Source organism: Photobacterium sp. SKA34 (assembly GCF_000153325.1).
Lineage (GTDB): Bacteria > Pseudomonadota > Gammaproteobacteria > Enterobacterales > Vibrionaceae > Photobacterium.
In genome coordinates this window covers 260411-280604 of sequence record NZ_CH724142.1, presented here as the reverse complement: position 1 = coordinate 280604, position 20194 = coordinate 260411, and the positions used below count along the sequence as shown (strand labels likewise).

Below are 20194 nucleotides of genomic sequence, written 5' to 3'. Positions count from 1 at the left end.
TCATGCCTTTTATTGACAACCTTAACCAACAACTTGGCCTAATGGCCTGGCCTCTTGTTATTTGTTCTGTGCTCACTGTTATGATTTTAATTGAGCGTCTGTTTCAAGTTTTGTTATGTACCGGTGTAGGCAAAACAAAAGTTACAGCACTCCTTGCTCGACAAAATCGTCACGACGAACACGCGCTTGATAAGTTAACCGAAGAGCTAAAACAGCAACGTCCTTTGCTTTATAAAGGGATTGCGATGTTAATTGCGCATCGCAATTTCACGAAACCCTTACGTGAAGATGCCGCTGCTATTTGGTTAATACAAAAACGTACTGAATTACGTTCAGGTTTACGTCTATTAAGTCTGATTGGTGTTATTAGTCCGTTACTTGGTTTACTCGGTACAGTACTTGGCTTAATTGATATGTTTACTGGTATTTCCCATTCCACAGGCTCTGTGACTCCCAGCGACCTTGCTGATGGCCTTGGTCTTGCTATGCGAACAACGGCTGCTGGTTTGATCATCGCACTACCTGCCATTACTGGTGCACAACTACTTGGGCTATGGGCAGATAATATTACGGCTAAATTAGAACACAGCTTAAACCGTTGTAACCTTTGGCTTGAAGGAATGAATGTTGACGCTGAAAACGGGAAAACATCAGCCTGTGATACCTGTGAGCAAAACCCTGCCGTTAATGGGACTGCATCATGATCAAAGCCAACAGTAGCGTTTTCCAAACTGAGGAAATGAATCCAGATCTGACTCCATTACTGGATATTATTTTTATTGTCATGGTGTTTTTACTGTTAACTGCCACAGTAAAAATTAAAGCCCTCGATGTTGATTTACCACAAACAGCAACGAAAACATTACAGACAACCCAAGCCGATCCTATCGCTATTAATTTAGTCTCAGAAGCACCTTATTGGGCACTACAAGGTAAGAAAATCAATCAATGGGATGACTTCAAAACAGCCTTGTTGCAAGAAGTGAAAGCTAACCCAACGAAACCCGTTGTGGTTGGTGCAGATAAAGCAGCCTCTGTTGAACAAATGCTCAAATTACTCGCTTTCTTGCAAGAAAATAATATCAAAGCGACTCAGCTACTTATGGAAGAATCAAACAATGAATAAACACTCTCTATTAAAAACCTCTTTATTGACGCTAGTGTTAGGACTTAGTAGCTACGCACAAGCAGATACTGACTCAGCAGCTGAGAAAAATAAAATCATCAGTGCTGGTGCTTCAGTTACTCAAATCATTAACGCCCTAGGTGCTAAAGATCAATTAGTCGCCGTTGATTTAACAAGTAAAGGATTTGTGGATAAATCTACCCCTAAAGTAGGTTACCACCGCCAGCTTTCAGCAGAGAACTTAATGTCTTTATCTCCAACTCACCTTATTGGTTCTGATGAAATGGGGCCACAGAGCACGCTTAACCTGCTTGAGCAATCAGGTGTTGAAGTTGACACTGTTAATTCAGGGGAGACGGTCAAAGATCTACTCATACGTATCGATCAGATTGCTAAACTCACTGATCATCAAGATCGTGCTGAAAAGCTGAAACAGAAACTTAATGTTCAGCTCAATAAAATTAATACTGTTACAACCAATATTAAGACCCCTAAAAAAGTCTTGTTCTTAATGATCCATGATGGACGCCCAATTACCATTGCTGGAAGCAATACCACAGCAGATAGCATCATTACACTTGCTGGTGCTAAAAACCCTGCAGCAGCATCAATCAGTAACTACAAGCCTATTTCAGGTGAAGCTATTGTTACCATGCAACCAGATATTATTTTGTTGAGCACGCGCACTGCCAGTAAGATCAAAAACATGCAAGATCTTATTGCCAAAATGCCATTGATTGCCGCAACACCAGCTGCAACAAATAATGCATTACTTACAATAAAAGGTACTGCGCTAATCGGTGGTTTAGGGCTCGAAAGTGTTGATGAAGCTTTAAAGCTTAATCAGGCTATTTATCCTTAAATTACGCCTCTATCATCCCTATTTATTCGTGCGTAAGGTTGTTGTTACATGCATGCAAAACGCTTCTCAGCCCATCATATTTATATATTAAGTACAGCTTTACTTATTTTTGCTGGGCTTTCATCTATTGTTATTGGTCCTATGGCGATCAGTTATAAACAAAGTTTGTTAGCACTATTACCTGGTGATCATGAACTTGCTAAACATGTCAGCCTAGTGATCCATCAAATTCGTTTACCACGTACCCTACTCTGCTTTGCTATTGGTGCAATTTTAGCGATATGTGGCGCTGTACTACAGGGACTCTTTCGCAACCCGCTTGCTGATCCGGGGATCATCGGTATCACTGGCGGTGCAGGCTTAGGTGCTGCATTAGCCATTGTCTTATTTGCTCCACTCACCGCGTCATTCCCTCAGCTTTTAAACTTCGCTATTGTGCCTATTTTTGCCTTTGTTGGCGGCGCAATCAGCACAATTTTAGTTTATCGCCTTGGTACTGATAAAAACGGGACATCGGTGATGATCATGCTACTCGCTGGTGTCGCAATAACCGCGATTTCAGGCGCAGGATTAGGGTTACTCAATTATGTTGCCGACGATCAAGCCTTACGTGACTTATCATTGTGGTCAATGGGTTCACTGGCTGGCGCAACATGGACAGGCATTATTCTAGCCTATTGCACATTCGGTTTACTGTTTATCTACTTTTATCGTCATACCAGCAATTTAAACGCATTGTTATTAGGCGAAGCTGAAGCTCGACATATGGGTGTTAACACGCAAAAACTAAAGCGTAATTTAATTATTACGTGTGCTGCGGGAGTGGGTATTACTGTTGCCGTTTGTGGACCAATTGGCTTTATTGGGTTGGTTATTCCTCATGTGGGTAGAATGCTAACAGGTCCAAATCATAAAACCTTATTACCAATTTCAGCTTTACTTGGCGGATTAATCCTCTTGGTTGCCGATATGATTGCTCGAAGCGCATTCTCACCGCAAGAACTGCCGGTTGGGATCATCACCGCCATGTTAGGCGCGCCTTTCTTTATCTATTTGTTAGTCAATCAAAAGAGTCAGATGTCATGATGTTAAGTAATTCAGAAAAGGTCGATTTTACAGTAAGTAGCGACAAAGTCTGTGTTATTCAGGCTCGCGACTTATCATTACAATTTGGTGATAAAGTCCTACTAGATCATCTTGATATTGATATTCATGCAGGAGAAGTCACCGCATTACTTGGGCCAAATGGTGCAGGTAAAAGTACCCTTTTAAAAGTCTTATGTGGTGAAATCACACCAAAATCAGGCACGGTCTCTTTCTTTGATCAACCTCTTAATAATTGGGCTCGGGAGGAATTGGCATGTCACTTAGGTGTACTCCCACAACATAGCGCATTATCTTTTGCCTTTACCGCTAAAGAAGTTGTCGAGCTAGGCGCAATTCCTTTGCAACTCACGTCGCCTGAGCTGAAAGATGCGACAGCATCAAGCATGCAATACGTTGATATTAGCAATTTAGCTAAGCGTCTCTACCCCACCTTATCGGGTGGTGAAAAACAGCGTGTACATCTTGCTCGAGTTTTAACTCAACTGAGTAAAGCAGGTGATAAATGTATCTTAATGTTAGATGAACCAACCTCAGCACTCGATCTCGCCCACCAGCATCACACCTTACAAATTGCCCAAAATATGGCTATGCAAGGCGCTGCTGTGATTGTGGTATTGCACGATTTGAACCTTGCAGCACAATACACTGATCGGATGATTTTCCTTAATGAAGGAAAAATAAAAGCCGATGGCACACCAACAGAAGTGCTTACTCCTGAAATAATAGATATGTTATATGGTTGGCCCGTAAGTGTTCATACCCATCCAACGGCTGATTTTCCTTACCTTTTATCAGCCAATCATTCTGCTTTTTAATGTGTTAACTGTTTATGGCTATATGTAGACAGTAAAATATCGCTACTAGCATGACAAACATCGAGTTTTTACGTTTAATGATCAATTAATTCAATCAAGTTGAATAGAAAGATTGCACAACGCAAAACACACAGTAAAATGTGAGCGCAAGCGATTACACATGTAAAAAGTGTAAGAAAAGTTTCTATCTTCTAATGCCGCATTTTACTGCGGCTTTAGCTGTTTATGATCCAATGTAATTGCAATACCCAATAACTCGGTATCAAAACCTTTGTCAGATCCAAATCTGACCATGATAAGAAGAATAAATATGGCAACCATTAAAGACGTTGCACGTATGGCTGGTGTATCAACTACAACAGTGTCGCACGTGATTAATAAAACACGCTTTGTTGCAGAAGCAACGCAACAAAAAGTATTGGCTGCAGTTGATGAACTAAACTACGCCCCAAGTGCAGTAGCACGTAGCTTAAAATGTAACACTACACGTACTATCGGTATGTTGGTCACTAAATCAACGAACCCATTTTTTGCCGAAGTTGTGCATGGTGTTGAAGAGTATTGTTATGGTGCAGGTTACACACTAATCCTATGCAACACTGAAGGTAACTTAGAAAAGCAACGCGATTACCTTCGTATGCTTTCTGAAAAACGTGTTGATGGCCTATTGGTAATGTGCAGCGATCTGGATCAAATGCTACTCGATTTACTTGAGCGTAAAAATGATCTGCCTATGGTTATCATGGACTGGGGCCCAGAAAGTCCACACACAGATAATATTCTAGATAACGCTGAAAACGGCGGTTACATCGCGACTAAACACTTTATTGAAAATGGTCATAACAAAATTGGCTGTTTATCTGGACAAGTTGATAAATCTACTTGTCAAGAGCGCCTAAAGGGCTTCCGTAAAGCGATGACAGAAGCAGATCTCACTGTTAATAATGATTGGCTACTTGACGGTGATTTTGAGTGTGAGTCAGCCGTTGAAGCTGCCCAGAAGTTTATCGCAATGGAAGATCGCCCTACTGCTATCTTCTGCTTTAACGACATTATGGCAATGGCTCTGATCAGTACCTTTGAGCAGGCAGGTCTGCGTGTTCCTGATGATATCTCAATCATTGGTTACGATAACATTGATCTTGCGCCCTACTTTGCGCCGCCGCTAACAACTATCCACCAACCTAAACGTCGTTTAGGTAAAAAGGCTATCGAAATCTTGCTAGAGCGCGTGAAAGACAAGAATCATGAGCGCCAAACTTTTGAGATGACACCTGAACTTGTTGAGAGAAAATCGGTTAAAGATCTCAACTAATAAAATTTATCTTTCTATGTTAAGGAAAAGCCGATAAGTTAACCTTGTTGGCTTTTTTTTACTGATAAAAAAACAATCATGAGTATTTATAATTATTAAGCTTATTTAAATAAGCCAAGAAAAATACCTGAACCAATATCACACTTTTGAGGGCTTAGATTTAATATTAAAAGTATTATTTAATATAACTTTATATAGTCACGAACTGGCAAATTAATTGAAAGATTAAGACGCAAAACCACCGGCCTAAAAATTATGTTAATAATTCAAGGTAGCGGGGTTACCGAAGGATTATTATTGAACCGACAATATGATGACGTAAACTTAACAATATATTGACAGTATCAATGTATAGATTAATTAATCTATTTCCTCGCTCTTAATGTTTAGGTGACACTCATATTTTTTCACCGAGTAGAAGCATGGATAAACCAATATTAAAAGATTCATTAAAATTATTTGACCATTTTGGTTCAATAAAATCACGGTCGATGTTTGGCATTTTTTCTGGTGATACAATGTTTGCATTAGTTGTGAACGATAAACTTCACTTACGTGCAAATGCTGAAACTGAAATGGAATTCAAACAAGCTGGCTTAGAACCCTACGTTTATAAGAAACGTGGTTTCCCTGTTGTAACCAAGCACTATGCAATACCCGATCAATGGTGGGATGAACCCACAAGGATTGTAGCTCAAGGTAGGTATTCACTGGATGCAGCAGAAAAAGACAAGCAAGAAAAGGAGAGTTGCATACCTGACCGAATTAAAGATTTACCTAATCTACGATTATCAAATGAGAGAATGCTCAAAAAAGCAGGCATAAACACTATTGAACAACTTCTAACAGTGGGCTCTCTTGGCGCATATAAAGCACTTCAGGAATCACAGAAAAGTCCATTGAGTATTGAACTGCTTTGGGCATTGGAAGGCGCAATTAGCGGACAGCATTGGTCAGTTATTCCTGAACAACGTCGAAATGAACTATTATCTGCGCTATCGTAAAAATATAAGTTATCCAAAATATACAATACTTAGGAATAAAAGGTTCTCATTCTTTTATTTCTAAGTATACCTTTCAGATATAATTTTATCATTATCCTTACTTCTCCTTTTATAAACTTTAATACTTATTTAGTTTATCTTCATAGTGATATAATTTTGCAATTATCTTAATTCCTCCCCGTTTTAAATTCCTTGATTTATATAAATGATAATTATATTTATTTATATTCCATGCTTAATTATTAGTTAATACAACCAATAACATATCTTTTCACTGAGAGAGAACTTAACGTTTTAAATTTTCTTATCTCCTGCTGCTTTTTTCATCAACCAATTGAAGAAAAAGAAATATTTATCATTAAATGAAATACAATGTCTTTTCTCAAGGTCTACATGTTTACGACTGCTACTGACTAAGATCGTATAAAACCCTATTTTTAGGACGTTTTTTAAGGAGAAACATGCGTATTTCGATCAAAAAAATTGATTCTTTATGGGTAAAGCCCTTGCTATGGCTTCAAGCCCGCCATTATGGCCAAGCATTAAACCCAGCCAAGCTATGGGGACGTAAACCTACCTTATTCTGGTTAGTCGCTGGATTTTTTGGTTTTCTCGACCGAAAAAAGTCACCAATTCAAGATGTCATGCGATCTTTAGTCTGTGTGCGTGTTTCACAATTAAACGATTGTGCCTTTTGTGTTGATGCCAATGGTATGAAGCTCGCCGAACGTTGTGATTCAGAAGATAAAATTAAAGCTCTCGCCAATTGGCAGCACTCACCGCTGTTTACAGATCAAGAGCGTGCTGTATTGACTTACACTGAAGCGATGACGATAACAGGTAAACGAGTAACAGATGAAATGCTTGTCGCACTACAAGAATGGTATAGCAGCGATGATATTATTGAGCTAACGGCTTTAGTTAGCTTTCAGAATTTGTCCGCGAAATTTAACACTGCGCTCGATGTGCCAGCGCAAGGCTTTTGTTCTCTTCCTATTACGCCTAACGATATTGCCCAAGATAACGTGCAAGCATCAGATAAAAACATAACGAAGAAGGATCAGGCAAGTGAATAAGAAAAAAACGCTATTGCTACTGGTCATTGTCAGCCTTATTGCGTTATGGCTACATTTTGACCTAGGCCAATACCTTACCCTTGAGTTCATCAAGCAAGAGCAATTAGCCCTACAAGCAAAAATTGAAAGTCAGCTTTTCACTGCTTACTTATCTTTCTTTGTACTCTATATTGCCGTGACAGCCCTTTCCTTACCCGGCGCTGCAATTTTAACGCTGCTTGGAGCGGCATTATTTGGCTTTTGGCCTAGCCTTATTATTATTTCTTTTGCCAGCACGATAGGTGCAACATTGGCTTTTCTATCAAGCCGCTACATTTTACAGGACTGGGTACAGCAGCGGTTTGGACAACGCCTCACTACCATTAATCAAGGGATTGAAAACGAAGGCGCATTTTATCTATTAACGCTGCGTTTAATCCCTGTGGTGCCGTTTTTTCTGATCAATTTACTGATGGGTTTAACTCCGATTAAAACTCGTACCTTCTTCTTTGTCAGTCAGCTTGGCATGCTGGCTGGAACCGCTATTTATGTGAATGCCGGTACCCAACTGAGTAACATTAATAGTTTGAGTGAAATCATCTCATTTTCAGTATTGATATCTCTTGTATTACTCGGGATCTTCCCACTGCTCGCAAAAGCTCTTATTAACTACATCAAAAGCCAAAAGGTTTATAGCGGTTGGCAAAAGCCTACAGCATTTGATCAAAACCTAGTGGTGATTGGTGCGGGTGCTGGCGGTTTAGTTAGCTCCTATATCGCGGCAGCCGTAAAAGCGGAGGTCACATTAATTGAGCGTCATAAAATGGGTGGCGACTGCTTAAACACAGGTTGTGTGCCATCTAAAGCATTGATCCGTGTAGCTCATAGTGCTTATGAGCTGCAACAGGCACAACAATTTGGTATTGAAGCTAAAATTGGAAAAATTGACTTTAAAGCTGTTATGGCACGTGTTCACAACGTTATCAAAGATATCGAACCGCATGATTCAGTTGAACGTTACAGCAAGCTTGGTGTGCATTGTGTCCAAGGTGACGCGACGATTTTGTCGCCTTGGGAAATAGAAGTTAACGGCAAAGTGATCACCACTCGTAACATTATTATCGCAACAGGAGCTTCCCCACTGTTGCCCAGTATTTCAGGCTTAAACACAGTTAATCCATTAACGTCCGATAACCTATGGCAACTAGATACTTTACCTGAAAAATTATTGATTTTAGGTGGTGGTCCTATTGGTTGTGAATTGGCTCAAGCGTTTAATCGTCTTGGCGCTTCTGTCACCTTAGTTGAAATGGCAGAACAGTTACTTAATCGTGAAGATAAAGACGCGGCCGATTTAATCTATCAAAAACTAACGCATGAAGGTGTTAGAGTTCTTCTTAAACACAAAGCCATTAGTTTTGTAGAGAAAGGGGCTGCGCAATATCACCACGTTAAGCTTGATGATCTTACGACAGAGCAAACGATCGACGTTGAATTTGATCAGGTTATTGTAGCGTTAGGTCGCGTTGCTAATACCAAAGGCTTTGGTTTAGAGCGCCTAAAATTAGCAACAAACCCACAAGGTACTATCAAAGTTAATCACTACCTACAAACGCAATATCCTAATATATACGCTGTGGGTGATGTGGCAGGTCCTTTCCAATTAACTCATGCTGCAGCGCATCAAGCATGGTATGCCTCAGTTAATAGTTTATTTGGTACATTCAAAAAGTTTAAAGCTGATTACTCGGTATTACCTGCCGTTACATATACTGCGCCAGAGTTAGCTCGAGTTGGTCTCAATGAAAAAGAAGCTATTTCACAAAATATCGATTATCGAACATATACTTACCCTATATCCGATTTAGATCGTGCAATTGCAGATAATGCTGCTGAAGGTTTCGTTAAAGTCCTAACGCCACCCAATAGCGATAAGATTTTAGGGGTCACGATTGTCGGTCATCATGGTGGTGAACTACTGGCAGAATTTACCTTAGCAATGCGCTATAAACTGGGATTGAATAAGATTTTATCGACGATTCACCCTTATCCCACCATGAGTGAAGCCACTAAATATACGGCTGGTGTATGGAAACAAGCCAACGCCCCACAAAAGTTATTGGCAATAGTTAAGCGTTATCATCAATGGATGCGTAAATAAGTCACTCGATACAAGGAATTAAAAAGGACGAAACTCTGATGATGAAAAAAAATGTATTAAAAACCTGGTCAAAAGGTATCGCGTTATCGTTAACAATTTCTAGTTTCGCTTACGCTGAAGAAACGAAAGCACCTGCAAATGAAAGTCAAAGCTGGCAACAGATTGAACATAAAGCCAAAGGTCAAACGGTCTACTTCAATGCATGGGGTGGCAGTCAAGAAATCAACGACTACTTAAAATGGGCCGATAAACAATTACAAAAACGTTACAACGTATCTCTAAAACAAGTCAAAGTCACCGATATCGCTGAAACGACCCAACGCCTTCTGGCAGAAAAAACAGCGGGGAAAAATACCAATGGTGGAGTTGATTTAGTTTGGATCAATGGTGAAAACTTTCGTTCAATGAAGCAACACCACCTCTTGTACGGCCCTTTTACTCAACAACTGCCCAATTGGAAGTATGTTGATACTAAGCTACCTATTGATCAAGATTTCAGCGAGCCTACAGAAGGCTATGAAGCGCCTTGGGGGGTTGGGCAATTGGTATTCATTTACGATACCACTAAGTTAAAAAATTCACCACAAAGCTTTAAACAACTATTAGCATTGGCACAGGAAAACCCAGGTAAAATTAGCTACCCTCGCCCGCCAGAGTTTCACGGCAGTAGCTTTTTAAAAGCAGCCTTGCTTGAACTCACAACAGATAAACAAGCGTTATACCAACCTTTGTCGTTACCAGCTGAAAAAACGCTATTTGATAACGTGACAGCACCGCTTTGGCACTATTTAGATCAGCTTCATAAAGTGGCATGGCGTGGCGGTAAACAGTTCCCAGCGGGCACTGCAGAAACCGTACAACTGCTTGACGATCAACAATTATTAGTAGCTGTTACCTTTAATCCCAACGCCGCCTCAGCTGCAATTGAGAACGGTAATTTAACCGAAAAAGCAAAAACCTATGCCTTCAAGCAAGGAGCATTAACGAATATTCACTTTTTAGCGGTACCGTGGAATGCATCAGCAAAAGAAGGGGCACTGGTTGCGATAAACTTTTTAATGAGCCCAGAAGCACAAGCGCGTAAATCAGACACCAAGATTTGGGGCGATCCAACAGTGCTAAAAGCTGAAGCCTTTAGCCAATTAGCTGAACCTTATAAGAGTCAATCTTTTGAGCTTTATCCATCTATTGCTGAGCCTAACCCTACATGGCTAATGGCTATTGAGCATGAGTGGCAAAAGCGTTACGGACACTAAGCTTTATAATTGTTGGTTTAACTCTTATTAAAACAGCCAGCCCATTACTTTGCTCTGCTTATTAATCAGCAAACTCGGTGATGTACTGGCTTTTTTATTAAGCCTTTTCTAATTCGATTTGTGTGTTAGGCTCAAACTCTTTATTTATCATCCAGCATGCTATCCACGCTGTAATGGGCGCCACAATAATAAGTGACAAACTGCCAATTAACGTTCGCGCAATTTCTGCTGCCACGACTTTCATGTTAATGATTTGCATCACATCATTACCACGACTTGCAAACAGCATAATCATTGTCAAAAAACTGCCTGAATAGGCTAACAATAAAGTCGTTGTCATCGTACCGATCACCGCATTGCCAACTCGAAAACCTGATTTAAGCAAATCCATTTGATTCATTTCTGGCGCATTGATTTTTAGCTCTTCCATCGTAGCAGCCATTTCCATGGCGACATCCATTGCCGCCCCACTCGCACCAATTAAAATGGCTGCATACAAAATATCTAGCATGTTTAAATACATGCCCGTTTCAAACAATAAGGGTTGAGCTAACGGTTGTGTCATACCGTCTAAATGGAGTAACTTGCCGACCAGCACACACAAGATCATAGTAACAATTAATCCAATAATCGTGCCTGCCAATGCCGACTTTCCTTTTGCCGTCCAGCCCGCAACTGACAAAATGATCAAGCTACACAACATTAATAAACACACGGCAGTTACTAACAAAGGTGAATAACCTGCCATAAGTCCAGGGATCAGAAGCTCTACAATGATCACAATAGATCCAATGAACGACAGTAACGCTTTGGCACCTACTTTTCGTGCATAAAGTATCAAGCCTAAGCTAAAAGCGATTGCTAAACCGATTAATGCAGGAAGACGATAACGAGATATCACTCTTGTACGTGTGTGATCATTATCAGCTATCGCAACTAAAACGCTATCACCAACCTGATAATATTCATCATATTCCATCGCACCATTTATCAAATTATATGCGACGACTTTTTTATCATTACTCAGCGTTAAATCTAACGCCTGTTCTCCCAGTCGATTGCTGCCAATAATAGTGACTTTGCTGTTATCAACTGCAGTAACTTCGCCTACTTTGTATTGTGACCCAATCACACCTTGACTAAACATTTCACAACACGTCACCAGAAGAACGATAAAGGCTAAAATCACACCGCGCATGTTTGTTTCCAACTCTCTTTAAGGAAAACGAAAAAAGGCTGTCCAAGACAGCCTTTACCTAAAAATCAGTACTTAACTACCAATTTTTGTGTTCATTAATGTTGCTAATGTTTTCGCCACTTGGGTGTTATCTTCAAAGTTGCCAAACTTCTCAGCACCGACACCGACTGCAGAAAGCGGTAATTGTGTCGCGGTATGCGCATAGCTTGTCCAGTAAACACCTGCTCGTTGTGAAGTGATGTGCGCTACAGCGATAGCTACCGGATCATACCCACCATAAGTCGCGTCATTATGCGTGCTGTAACCATCAAAATCGGTGATGTTTTTAGCTCGAAGCTCATCATCAATATCCATCGCATGGTTTAACGTTTGCAGCTCTTCTGTAGTCAACAACTTCAAACCAAAGTGTTGATCAATATGCTTCATGAAGGCTTTACGATCGCCTTTATAAACACCTTGAAGCTTGTCTTCGATAGACTCATCAACACCTTTTAGCTTATCTAACTGTACAAAATAGTTCTCACCTAAGCCTAAGCCCATACCACCAGTTTCATGATCGCCCGCAACAATAATTAGCGTTTCATCTTTATGATGCTCATAAAAATCTACTGCCGCTTTTACCGCTTGATCGAATGCGATCGTATCTTGAATTACCGTTGATACATCATTGGCATGTGCCGCATGATCAATTCGACCGCCTTCAACCAACATGAAGAAACCGTCAGGATCGTACTTCAATGTTTCAATCGCTTTTGACGTCATCTGCGCTAAAGATGGCGTACTAAGATCTTTCTTACGATCAATTTCATAAGGAAGATGCGATGAGGCAAAAGAGGCGAAAACCTTTTGCGAGTTAGTTGGATGAAATGCTAAGAAATCAGACGACGAATCAGCACCAACAAAAGTGTGGTAGCCTTTTTGTTTAAACCCATCAACAAGGTTCTTACCATCTTTACGTTTACTGCCTTCACCATTAATAAAGTGACGATAGCCACCACCAGCAAAGAAATCGACATTCGATGCTAGGTAATCATTGGCAATTTCGTTTTCGTTATCACGGCTAATGTTTTTAGCAACAAAAGTTGCAGGTGTCGCATGTGTTAAACGTGTAGTGGTAACAATACCTGTTGCCATACCTTTGTCTTTAGCTGCATCCAATGTTGAGCGTAACTTATGCCCTTTTGGATCCATTGCAATTACGCCATTATCGGTTTTTACACCCGTAGCTAATGCTGTACCCGCAGCTGCTGAATCAGTCACTAAGGTATTGGCTGAATGAGTGGTAATGATCCCTGCTACAGGCATTGAATTAATAGCTAAACGTTGTGTCTCATCCCCATTTTGTTGCTGCAAGTAGTATTCACTGATCTGACGTTGGGCTGTGCCCATACCGTCACCAATCATAAAGAAAACATATTTCGGAGCATCTGCTGCATGAGCACTTAAAGAAAGAAGTAAAGATGATGCAATTAAAGTGGGCTTTAAAATAGACATTGCTAACTCGCTGTTTTTATTGAATGCGAGCAACCTACATTGCGTTTATTAAACAATTCTTACAAAACACATTATATTCTGTGAGGGTATTATGAATGGAATCAATATCACTTTTTTAACGCATCCATTCATGATGAAGCTGCTCACTGTCGCCTAAGTAATCGAGTAACCAACTGACCGCTGGGCTCAAGGTTTCCGTATTCCACGCTAAACAACAAGGACTTACTGAAGGCTTCACCGCGAGCTCTTTTTCCATCAGCTCTCCTGATTCAATTTTACTGATCGCCATATGGCTAGGAACAACAGAAATACCCAGCCCTGCTTGTAAACATTGAAATGCACTGTGCCAACTTGGCACCATGATCCGACGTTGGTTATCCATTAGCCAAGTCGTTCGTTTAGGTAAAGTTCGTGAGGTATCTTCTAAACAAATCGCAGGATATTGCGCTAATTCAGAAGGTTCTAACGGATGTGTTGCCATTGCTAAAGGATGATCTGGCGATACCACAAACTTCCACGTTAAAACACCCATATCACGATAATCAAAACTGCCACCAATTGGCACAGCAGCAGTTGCACCAATGGCGATATCAGCCCGCCCATCAGCTAAGGCATCCCATACCCCATTAAACACTTCCATTGTCAGGTGCAGCTCTACATCAGGGAAGTGTAAATAGAAATCTCGCACTAGGGTATTCACTCGACTTTGGCGTACCACGGTATCAAGCGCAACAGAGACATTTTCTGACCAACCATTTGCTACCCGTTGGGTTTGATATTTAATGGTATCCATCTGTTTAATAAGTTTGCGCGCTTCTTCTACAAAATACTCCCCAGCAGGTGTCAATTTAACCTGCCTGTGCAATCGAACAAATAATTCGACAGCTAATCGCTCTTCGATTAACCGAACTGTATAACTAATCGCACTAGGAACTTTATGTAATTCTTCAGCCGCTGCAGAGAAGCTGCCACAACGGGCAACTACGTCAATAACTTGAAGATCGTTGTATGAAAACATATCAAATCAAATTTTTTGAAAGCAATGTTGAAATATTAGCGTTTCACAGCGATTTAAACCAGTATTACACTACACATATGTCATATAGATATAGTTATAATAACAATGAATAAACAACACGCTAAACCATCAAAACTCACCCTATTTTGGTTCGCTTGCTTAAGCATGCTGGGCTTTTTAGCCACAGATATGTATTTACCTGCGTTTGAAATGATTCGTGCTGACTTTGCTACAACCCAATCTCTTATCGGCCTTTCGCTAAGTATCTTCTTACTCGGTATGGCATTAGGCCAACTGGTTTACGGCCCACTGTCCGATCGTATTGGACGTATTAAGGTACTACTTGGCGGTATTGCACTATTTAGCCTTGGCTCTTTAGCCTCTGCTTTTTCGCCAAACATTGAAGTGTTCTTATTAGCACGTTTCGCTCAAGCATTAGGTGCATGTAGCGCAACGGTTATTTGGCAGGCCGTGGTGGTTGACCGTTACGAAGGCAAAACTTCTGAGCGTGTATTCGCAACGATTATGCCGCTTGTCGCGTTATCTCCTGCATTAGCACCATTACTGGGCGCACTACTTGAGCATCACGTAGGCTGGCGCAGCATCTTTATTGCATTAGTCGGTTTTGGTGCTTTTTTAGCAATGCTAACACTCAAAGAAAAAGAAAGTGCTGTATTAGATAAAGAGCAAGAAAGCGTAACGGTTCAACTACGTAAAGATTATAGCCAAATCCTACGCTCTAAAAAGTTCTGGGGTAACATGGTTATTTTCGCAGCGTGCTCTGCGGCATTCTTTGCTTACTTAACAGGTTCACCATTTGTTATGTCTGCAATGGGTTACTCAGGTGCAGATATTGGCCTAAGCTACGCTCCACAAACCGTTGCATTCATCGTTGGTGGTTACGGTTGTCGTACTTTATTAAACCGTTACTCAGGTAAGCAACTTCTACCGTGGATTTTAGCGCTATTCTTTGCAAGCGTAGCAGTAATGTTTGTTATCTCTACGACAACAACAGTAACAACAATCTGGCCTATCTTAATCCCATTCTGCTTCCTAGCAGTAGCGAACGGTGCGATTTACCCGATTGTTATTAGCGCAGCTCTGTCTGACTTTAAAAACTGTAGCGCAACAGCTGCAGGCCTGCTTAACTTCATGCAGACTATGGTATGTTTTGCGGCTAGTGGTTTAGTTTCAGCATTCGCTGCACATGGTCTGCTAACAGTAACAACTGGCATGTTCATTACTGGCTTTATTGCAATCGTTGGTTTTGTCCTCGTCGTTCAAGCTCGTAAAGATGAGCAAGATGTTGAACTACAAACTGCGTAATATGCTTTAACCCATCTACATACTGGTTTAACAAAAGGGGGAGCTGATACAGCTCCCCCTTTTTTCTTCATTAACTCTGGCAGTTAAGAGTTCATTAACGTAATACTATTTAGCTTCATTACTTATCACATTAGTTTATGCCCATATATCGTAGACATAAAAAGCCCAGGCTACTAGCATTTTGACTAGTGAGTTACATTCCAGCGATAGTTTTTAGTGGCGCATTTGGCAACCCATACTTTTCAGATACATCTAACAACACATCAATTGTCGCCGTTACAAAAGCTGCCTTTACTACATCTTTGCTGGCAGTTCTTAATCCTGCCAACTCTAGCTCTACTCCCACAGGAAGCTCACTGTGTCTTTTATTTATTGGATCGTACTGAGGCGTAAGGTCATCTTTCTCGCCAAAACGAATAATCATACTTATAGTTTTGAATGGAGCTTCATTCAAGAATCCAATATCCTGGAGCATCGGCTCCAACTCATCACAAATCTCTCTCATTACGGGACCTGCTTCTTTTACTCGTCCCTTCATCAGAGAAACCCCACCAATCAATAATATTCTTTGGTCGGCCATAGTTTATTCCTTATCGATTAGTTTTGTTGCCTGGTAATTTATCTTGACCATACATGCTTCTGTATCTTTATATTAACTTGGTTTTATATGCTCTGGCCGAGTCTTTATCTGGTAATGTTTTCCGAATTTCAGAGGTATAACCAGGACCATCTATACGATTTAATGCTCTAACCTGCTTTTCGGCCCGCTTTGAAGCTCCATCTCTCAAGCGTGTTCCTGCAGCACTTTCACCTATTTTATGCACATTTCCGTAGGGACCTCTCACCGCATACACATGAGTTTCACCTTTATAAGAGCGGGAGTTTTTGTTTACCTTGTTTGTAACATTACTAGATCATCAGATCTTAAAAGCCTTCATATCGCCTTTTAATTGGTCCCAGTCACCACTCCTAAAAGCTGAAATAGCTTTTTGAGAATCGTCCCCATCATAGAATCCCGTGAGCGTAATACCCAGCTTGAATAGTACTATATAGCCATAGAACTTATAGGGATCGCCATCTCTCTGGCAAAGCGTAGCAAATAGATCGTCTTTCCAATTTAGTGTCAGATCGTTAACTTGAAACCGGCCCAAAATCTGCGGCAATAGAGTGCCTTCACGCACATGCTTGCTATTAGCATCGTACCGAACAATAAGTTCATCGTAATAGTATTCCAATTCATTTTCGTTATTAGTACGAATACTCACTGGCTTTCCGAGTTGATTAACAACCTCAGTTTCAGACATGCCGAATTTAACTGGGCCAAATGATTTATAAGCTTCGATCTTCATTACACCTATCCTATTTATTAAGCATGCCTTGTGATTTTGCATAGTCCAGCATTTGGCCCATTGCTTGATTGTACTTGGTTCGACTTCCAGAACCCTCAAGTGATGCACGACGAACATCACGTATTTCTTTTGCCATCGCTCCTCTCATGTTCCCAGAATTGATCATATCCGCAACTTCTGCTCTATAAATTGCTCCAGCGCGACCGTTCCTACCATTACTACTAGTTAGGTGATGGTATGTTTTAGACGCCAAACAAAAATATCTTAATAACCGCCGCTTTCATGTCGAATAGCACGCTCCTATCTTCCTTCTGGGAGGACTTCCAAATCATAAAATCTCGTAAAACTGACGCCTTCATTACCTTTACCTTAAACCTGATTCCACCAGCAATGGTCAATGTAGTCATTCATCTGACTCTTCCCGTGTCTAGCCTTTGCGAGTGTTAAAAGGAGCAATAATCTTCCATTTCCCTTTTGCACTTTTGATATAAATACAACGAATAAACGGCCTTTCTTACTTATGGCGTTAAAACTGAGGCAATACCTTAGGTTTCTCTATACCCTCTGCTTTCCATTTTAAATTCATAACTTGTCAATATCCCCGTCGCCAAGATTACAAAAAGCTACATTTCCATACAATCGAATGACAGAATCCCTCTTTAAAACAGTGTACATTTCGCTCCACCAATTCATTCGTTAACGGACCAGTACAATGTATAAACCACTTCTGCTTGTTACTTTTTCTTTCGTAATTACGCCGTGCGTATCACCCCGCATCAATTAAACAAAATTTGGTGTCGGTGCTCATTTTTTTCATAAATTTTCACGCCGAGCCAATAGTTTCGTGTTTTCCAAATTCGATGCACTTCTGTAATCAAGGAGGCTTATCTCTCGAGGCCCCTATTATTTAAGACTAAGCAATTAAAGGTCATATTTTGAAACCAGGTAAAACAGGTATACGTCGGATATTGGATGCAACCGGCTACTCACTTCAAGGGTTGAAAGCTGCGTGGATTCACGAAGCTGCTTTTAGACAAGAACTGATACTTACACTCGCACTATCTATCTGTGCATTTTTACTTCCTGTATCCATGCTCGAACGAACAATAATGATAAGCAGCTTACTGTTAGTCGTCATTGTTGAATTACTAAACTCCGCCATAGAAGCGGTTGTAGACCGTGTCAGTGATAACTGGAATGAACTCAGTGGAAGAGCCAAAGATATAGGTTCCGCAGCGGTTTTCGTTGCGATTGCTCTCGCCCTGTTTGTTTGGGCATCGATTCTTCTTTAATCACACCGAAACGGATCCATCATGAAAACAACTGAATTCCTTAATAGAGGTATCTCCTATGTTACCTTTACCCTTTTACTCGCTTTATACTTTGCTATTGTAGTAAACATTCCTATTTACAAAGAGCTAGTCAACATCTTCTCAAGCCTTGATCAAGTGAAGATCGGTTTTATCATTACGATTCCTATCTTCTTTTTTGCCGCGCTGAATTTCCTGTTTAACCTATTCAGCTGGCCTTGGATCAGCAAACCTTTCTTTATCCTATTGTTGATAACATCAGGTATGGTGAGCTACGCCAGCTACAACTATGGCATCTTATTCGATACAGGTATGATCACCAATATCGTAGAAACAGACACCAGTGAAGCCAGTTCATACTTAAGTGCCTACTCAGTTATCTGGACACTTATAATGGGAGTTGTACCTGCTCTTTTGGTTTTCAAAGTAAAACTCAAGCCTATAGGTGGTAAATGGCTTCGATTCACGTTAACTAAAGTCATATCAATGCTAGCTTCATTGGCTGTCATTGCCGTGATTGCAGGCTTATATTACCAAGACTATGCATCTATCGGCCGAAATAATAGCTACCTAAAGAAAATCATCATACCTACTCAGTATGTGTATGCCATTTCTAGCTATGTAAAAGAAAATTACCTTACGACACCAGAGCCCTACCGCGAAATTGGTACGGATGCAAAACAATCCCAACTTGCACAGCAACAAGCCAAAGAGAAACCGACACTGCTTGTCTTTGTACTGGGTGAAACGGCTCGTACTCAGAACTACCAAACCAATGGTTATGGTCGTGAAACCACCCCTTATACCAATATGTTAGATGTAGTTTCATTCAAGGACGTCTCCTCTTGCGGGACTGCAACCGCGGTTTCGGTGCCTTGCATGTTCTCTCAATTACCGCATAGTGATTTCGACCGTAGCAAAGCAGACAACCAAGATAATGCTATAGATATCATGCAGCGCGCTGGTATCGATTTTCTGTGGAAAGAGAATGATGGAGGTGACAAAGACGTTGCTCATAATATCAAAAAGATAGAAGTCGACCGCAGACAAAAAAATGAATTTTGCAACGGTAAAACCTGTTATGACATTGCATTACTTGACAAACTTGACGACCAAATTGCAAATATGAAAGGTAACCGCCTTGTTGCATTGCATCTGATTGGCAGTCATGGTCCAACTTATTTCCAACGTTACCCAAAAGACAAAGCGTTTTTCCAACCAGACTGTCCTCGCGCAGATATTGAAAACTGTAGCGTTGAGCAAATCGTTAACTCCTACGACAACACGATTCGCTACACAGACTTCGTCTTGGCTCAAACCATTGAGAAATTGAAAACGTTAGAGTACAAATACAATACTGCGATGATCTACGTCTCTGACCACGGCGAATCTCTGGGCGAAAATGGCTTGTTCTTACATGGCATGCCATATGGGTTAGCACCAGATTTTCAAAAACGTGTACCTATGATGCTTTGGATGTCTCCTGGCTTTAAACAAGCTAAACACATCAATACCGATTGCTTAGCACAAGAATCTCAGCAAACGGCAACGCATTCACACGATAATGTATTCCATTCGTTGCTGGGGATTATGGATGTTGAAACCAATGCCTATGACGGTAAGCTGGATATCTTTAAAACGTGTAGAGCTTCTTAACGAAAGCTCGTAATGCCCCATAACAAGATAAAATGAAACTAAAGCCTGACCACACGTGAGTCAGGCTTTTTATTTCCAATCTATTTAGCTTGATAGTCTACCTCTGCTAGACATGAAGCAACTCGCAAAATACAGAACTAGA

Annotated in this window: 19 protein-coding genes and 1 riboswitch; of the genes, 13 read left to right on the top strand and 6 right to left on the bottom strand. The window is 40.7% G+C overall.

Going from position 1 to position 20194, the window contains the following annotated elements; genetic code table 11:
* Nucleotides 1-2: 2 nt before the first annotated feature.
* The 10 genes from SKA34_RS10280 (at nucleotide 3) to SKA34_RS10235 (ending at nucleotide 10701) form a co-directional block, all read left to right on the top strand.
* Nucleotides 3-704, top strand: a complete 702-nt coding sequence (locus SKA34_RS10280) for a MotA/TolQ/ExbB proton channel family protein (protein ID WP_006645457.1) — start codon at nucleotides 3-5, stop codon at nucleotides 702-704.
* Entirely contained in the window at nucleotides 701-1126 is a 426-nt protein-coding gene (locus tag SKA34_RS10275) for a biopolymer transporter ExbD (protein ID WP_006645456.1), read from the top strand. The genes SKA34_RS10280 and SKA34_RS10275 overlap by 4 nt, the downstream gene beginning before the upstream one ends.
* Nucleotides 1119-1988, top strand: a complete 870-nt coding sequence (locus SKA34_RS10270; protein ID WP_006645455.1) for a hemin ABC transporter substrate-binding protein — start codon at nucleotides 1119-1121, stop codon at nucleotides 1986-1988. Before SKA34_RS10275 ends, SKA34_RS10270 begins: the two co-directional genes overlap by 8 nt.
* A 48-nt stretch (nucleotides 1989-2036) precedes the next feature.
* Nucleotides 2037-3074 (top strand): iron ABC transporter permease, encoded by a 1038-nt coding sequence (locus SKA34_RS10265; RefSeq protein ID WP_006645454.1) that lies wholly within the window; start codon nucleotides 2037-2039, stop codon nucleotides 3072-3074.
* On the top strand, nucleotides 3071-3910 hold the full coding sequence (locus SKA34_RS10260; protein WP_006645453.1) for a heme ABC transporter ATP-binding protein: 840 nt from the start codon (nucleotides 3071-3073) through the stop codon (nucleotides 3908-3910). The genes SKA34_RS10265 and SKA34_RS10260 overlap by 4 nt, the downstream gene beginning before the upstream one ends.
* A 310-nt stretch (nucleotides 3911-4220) precedes the next feature.
* On the top strand, nucleotides 4221-5225 hold the full coding sequence (gene purR, locus SKA34_RS10255; protein ID WP_006645451.1) for an HTH-type transcriptional repressor PurR: 1005 nt from the start codon (nucleotides 4221-4223) through the stop codon (nucleotides 5223-5225).
* Nucleotides 5226-5422: 197 nt separating this feature from the next.
* Nucleotides 5423-5513, top strand: a riboswitch (cyclic di-GMP riboswitch).
* 134 nt (nucleotides 5514-5647) lie between these two features.
* Nucleotides 5648-6229, top strand: coding sequence for a TfoX/Sxy family DNA transformation protein (locus SKA34_RS10250; protein WP_006645449.1), 582 nt, complete (start codon nucleotides 5648-5650; stop codon nucleotides 6227-6229).
* 461 nt (nucleotides 6230-6690) lie between these two features.
* Nucleotides 6691-7305 (top strand): carboxymuconolactone decarboxylase family protein, encoded by a 615-nt coding sequence (locus SKA34_RS10245; protein ID WP_006645448.1) that lies wholly within the window; start codon nucleotides 6691-6693, stop codon nucleotides 7303-7305.
* Nucleotides 7298-9445, top strand: coding sequence for an FAD-dependent oxidoreductase (locus SKA34_RS10240; protein WP_006645447.1), 2148 nt, complete (start codon nucleotides 7298-7300; stop codon nucleotides 9443-9445). Before SKA34_RS10245 ends, SKA34_RS10240 begins: the two co-directional genes overlap by 8 nt.
* Before the next feature lie 38 nt (nucleotides 9446-9483).
* The gene (locus SKA34_RS10235; protein WP_006645446.1) at nucleotides 9484-10701 is read left to right on the top strand and encodes an ABC transporter substrate-binding protein; all 1218 of its coding nucleotides are present in this window, start codon (nucleotides 9484-9486) and stop codon (nucleotides 10699-10701) included.
* Nucleotides 10702-10798: 97 nt separating this feature from the next.
* On the opposite strand, the gene SKA34_RS10230 is transcribed toward SKA34_RS10235, so the two are convergent.
* The 3 genes from SKA34_RS10230 to punR all read right to left on the bottom strand — a co-directional run bounded on the left by SKA34_RS10230 (nucleotide 10799) and on the right by punR (nucleotide 14411).
* Nucleotides 10799-11899 carry a YibE/F family protein gene (locus tag SKA34_RS10230; RefSeq protein ID WP_006645445.1) on the bottom strand — a complete coding sequence of 367 codons (1101 nt, stop codon included), beginning with the start codon at nucleotides 11897-11899 and terminating at the stop codon, nucleotides 10799-10801.
* Between the two features lie 72 nt (nucleotides 11900-11971).
* Entirely contained in the window at nucleotides 11972-13393 is a 1422-nt protein-coding gene (locus SKA34_RS10225) for an alkaline phosphatase (protein WP_006645444.1), read from the bottom strand.
* 115 nt (nucleotides 13394-13508) lie between these two features.
* Nucleotides 13509-14411 carry a DNA-binding transcriptional activator PunR gene (gene punR, locus SKA34_RS10220; protein WP_006645443.1) on the bottom strand — a complete coding sequence of 301 codons (903 nt, stop codon included), beginning with the start codon at nucleotides 14409-14411 and terminating at the stop codon, nucleotides 13509-13511.
* A gap of 105 nt (nucleotides 14412-14516) precedes the next feature.
* On the opposite strand from punR, the gene punC reads away from it, so the two are divergent.
* The gene (punC, locus tag SKA34_RS10215; RefSeq protein ID WP_006645442.1) at nucleotides 14517-15737 is read left to right on the top strand and encodes a purine nucleoside transporter PunC; all 1221 of its coding nucleotides are present in this window, start codon (nucleotides 14517-14519) and stop codon (nucleotides 15735-15737) included.
* Nucleotides 15738-15930: 193 nt separating this feature from the next.
* Here the strand turns inward: punC and SKA34_RS10210 are convergent, their stop codons facing one another.
* From SKA34_RS10210 to SKA34_RS23815, 3 genes are all read right to left on the bottom strand, one after another.
* Complete coding sequence (locus SKA34_RS10210; RefSeq protein ID WP_006645440.1) at nucleotides 15931-16317, bottom strand: Imm39 family immunity protein; 387 nt, start codon at nucleotides 16315-16317, stop codon at nucleotides 15931-15933.
* A 337-nt stretch (nucleotides 16318-16654) separates the two neighbouring features.
* On the bottom strand, nucleotides 16655-17086 hold the full coding sequence (locus tag SKA34_RS10200) for a hypothetical protein (RefSeq protein WP_006645438.1): 432 nt from the start codon (nucleotides 17084-17086) through the stop codon (nucleotides 16655-16657).
* A gap of 10 nt (nucleotides 17087-17096) precedes the next feature.
* Nucleotides 17097-17222, bottom strand: coding sequence for a hypothetical protein (locus SKA34_RS23815; protein ID WP_006645437.1), 126 nt, complete (start codon nucleotides 17220-17222; stop codon nucleotides 17097-17099).
* A gap of 799 nt (nucleotides 17223-18021) precedes the next feature.
* Between SKA34_RS23815 and SKA34_RS10195 the strand changes: the two genes are divergently transcribed.
* Nucleotides 18022-18378, top strand: a complete 357-nt coding sequence (locus SKA34_RS10195) for a diacylglycerol kinase (protein ID WP_006645435.1) — start codon at nucleotides 18022-18024, stop codon at nucleotides 18376-18378.
* A 21-nt stretch (nucleotides 18379-18399) separates the two neighbouring features.
* On the top strand, nucleotides 18400-20052 hold the full coding sequence (locus tag SKA34_RS10190) for a phosphoethanolamine transferase (protein ID WP_006645434.1): 1653 nt from the start codon (nucleotides 18400-18402) through the stop codon (nucleotides 20050-20052).
* Nucleotides 20053-20194: the final 142 nt, after the last annotated feature.

Coding starts and splice junctions, on each gene's coding strand:
- SKA34_RS10280 (WP_006645457.1), top strand. CDS start 3: ATGCCTTTTATTGACAACCTTAACCAACAACTTGGCCTAATGGCCTGG.
- SKA34_RS10275 (WP_006645456.1), top strand. CDS start 701: ATGATCAAAGCCAACAGTAGCGTTTTCCAAACTGAGGAAATGAATCCA.
- SKA34_RS10270 (WP_006645455.1), top strand. CDS start 1,119: ATGAATAAACACTCTCTATTAAAAACCTCTTTATTGACGCTAGTGTTA.
- SKA34_RS10265 (WP_006645454.1), top strand. CDS start 2,037: ATGCATGCAAAACGCTTCTCAGCCCATCATATTTATATATTAAGTACA.
- SKA34_RS10260 (WP_006645453.1), top strand. CDS start 3,071: ATGATGTTAAGTAATTCAGAAAAGGTCGATTTTACAGTAAGTAGCGAC.
- purR (WP_006645451.1), top strand. CDS start 4,221: ATGGCAACCATTAAAGACGTTGCACGTATGGCTGGTGTATCAACTACA.
- SKA34_RS10250 (WP_006645449.1), top strand. CDS start 5,648: ATGGATAAACCAATATTAAAAGATTCATTAAAATTATTTGACCATTTT.
- SKA34_RS10245 (WP_006645448.1), top strand. CDS start 6,691: ATGCGTATTTCGATCAAAAAAATTGATTCTTTATGGGTAAAGCCCTTG.
- SKA34_RS10235 (WP_006645446.1), top strand. CDS start 9,484: ATGATGAAAAAAAATGTATTAAAAACCTGGTCAAAAGGTATCGCGTTA.
- SKA34_RS10230 (WP_006645445.1), bottom strand. CDS start 11,899: ATGCGCGGTGTGATTTTAGCCTTTATCGTTCTTCTGGTGACGTGTTGT.
- SKA34_RS10225 (WP_006645444.1), bottom strand. CDS start 13,393: ATGTCTATTTTAAAGCCCACTTTAATTGCATCATCTTTACTTCTTTCT.
- punR (WP_006645443.1), bottom strand. CDS start 14,411: ATGTTTTCATACAACGATCTTCAAGTTATTGACGTAGTTGCCCGTTGT.
- punC (WP_006645442.1), top strand. CDS start 14,517: ATGAATAAACAACACGCTAAACCATCAAAACTCACCCTATTTTGGTTC.
- SKA34_RS10210 (WP_006645440.1), bottom strand. CDS start 16,317: ATGGCCGACCAAAGAATATTATTGATTGGTGGGGTTTCTCTGATGAAG.
- SKA34_RS10200 (WP_006645438.1), bottom strand. CDS start 17,086: ATGAAGATCGAAGCTTATAAATCATTTGGCCCAGTTAAATTCGGCATG.
- SKA34_RS23815 (WP_006645437.1), bottom strand. CDS start 17,222: ATGGCAAAAGAAATACGTGATGTTCGTCGTGCATCACTTGAGGGTTCT.
- SKA34_RS10190 (WP_006645434.1), top strand. CDS start 18,400: ATGAAAACAACTGAATTCCTTAATAGAGGTATCTCCTATGTTACCTTT.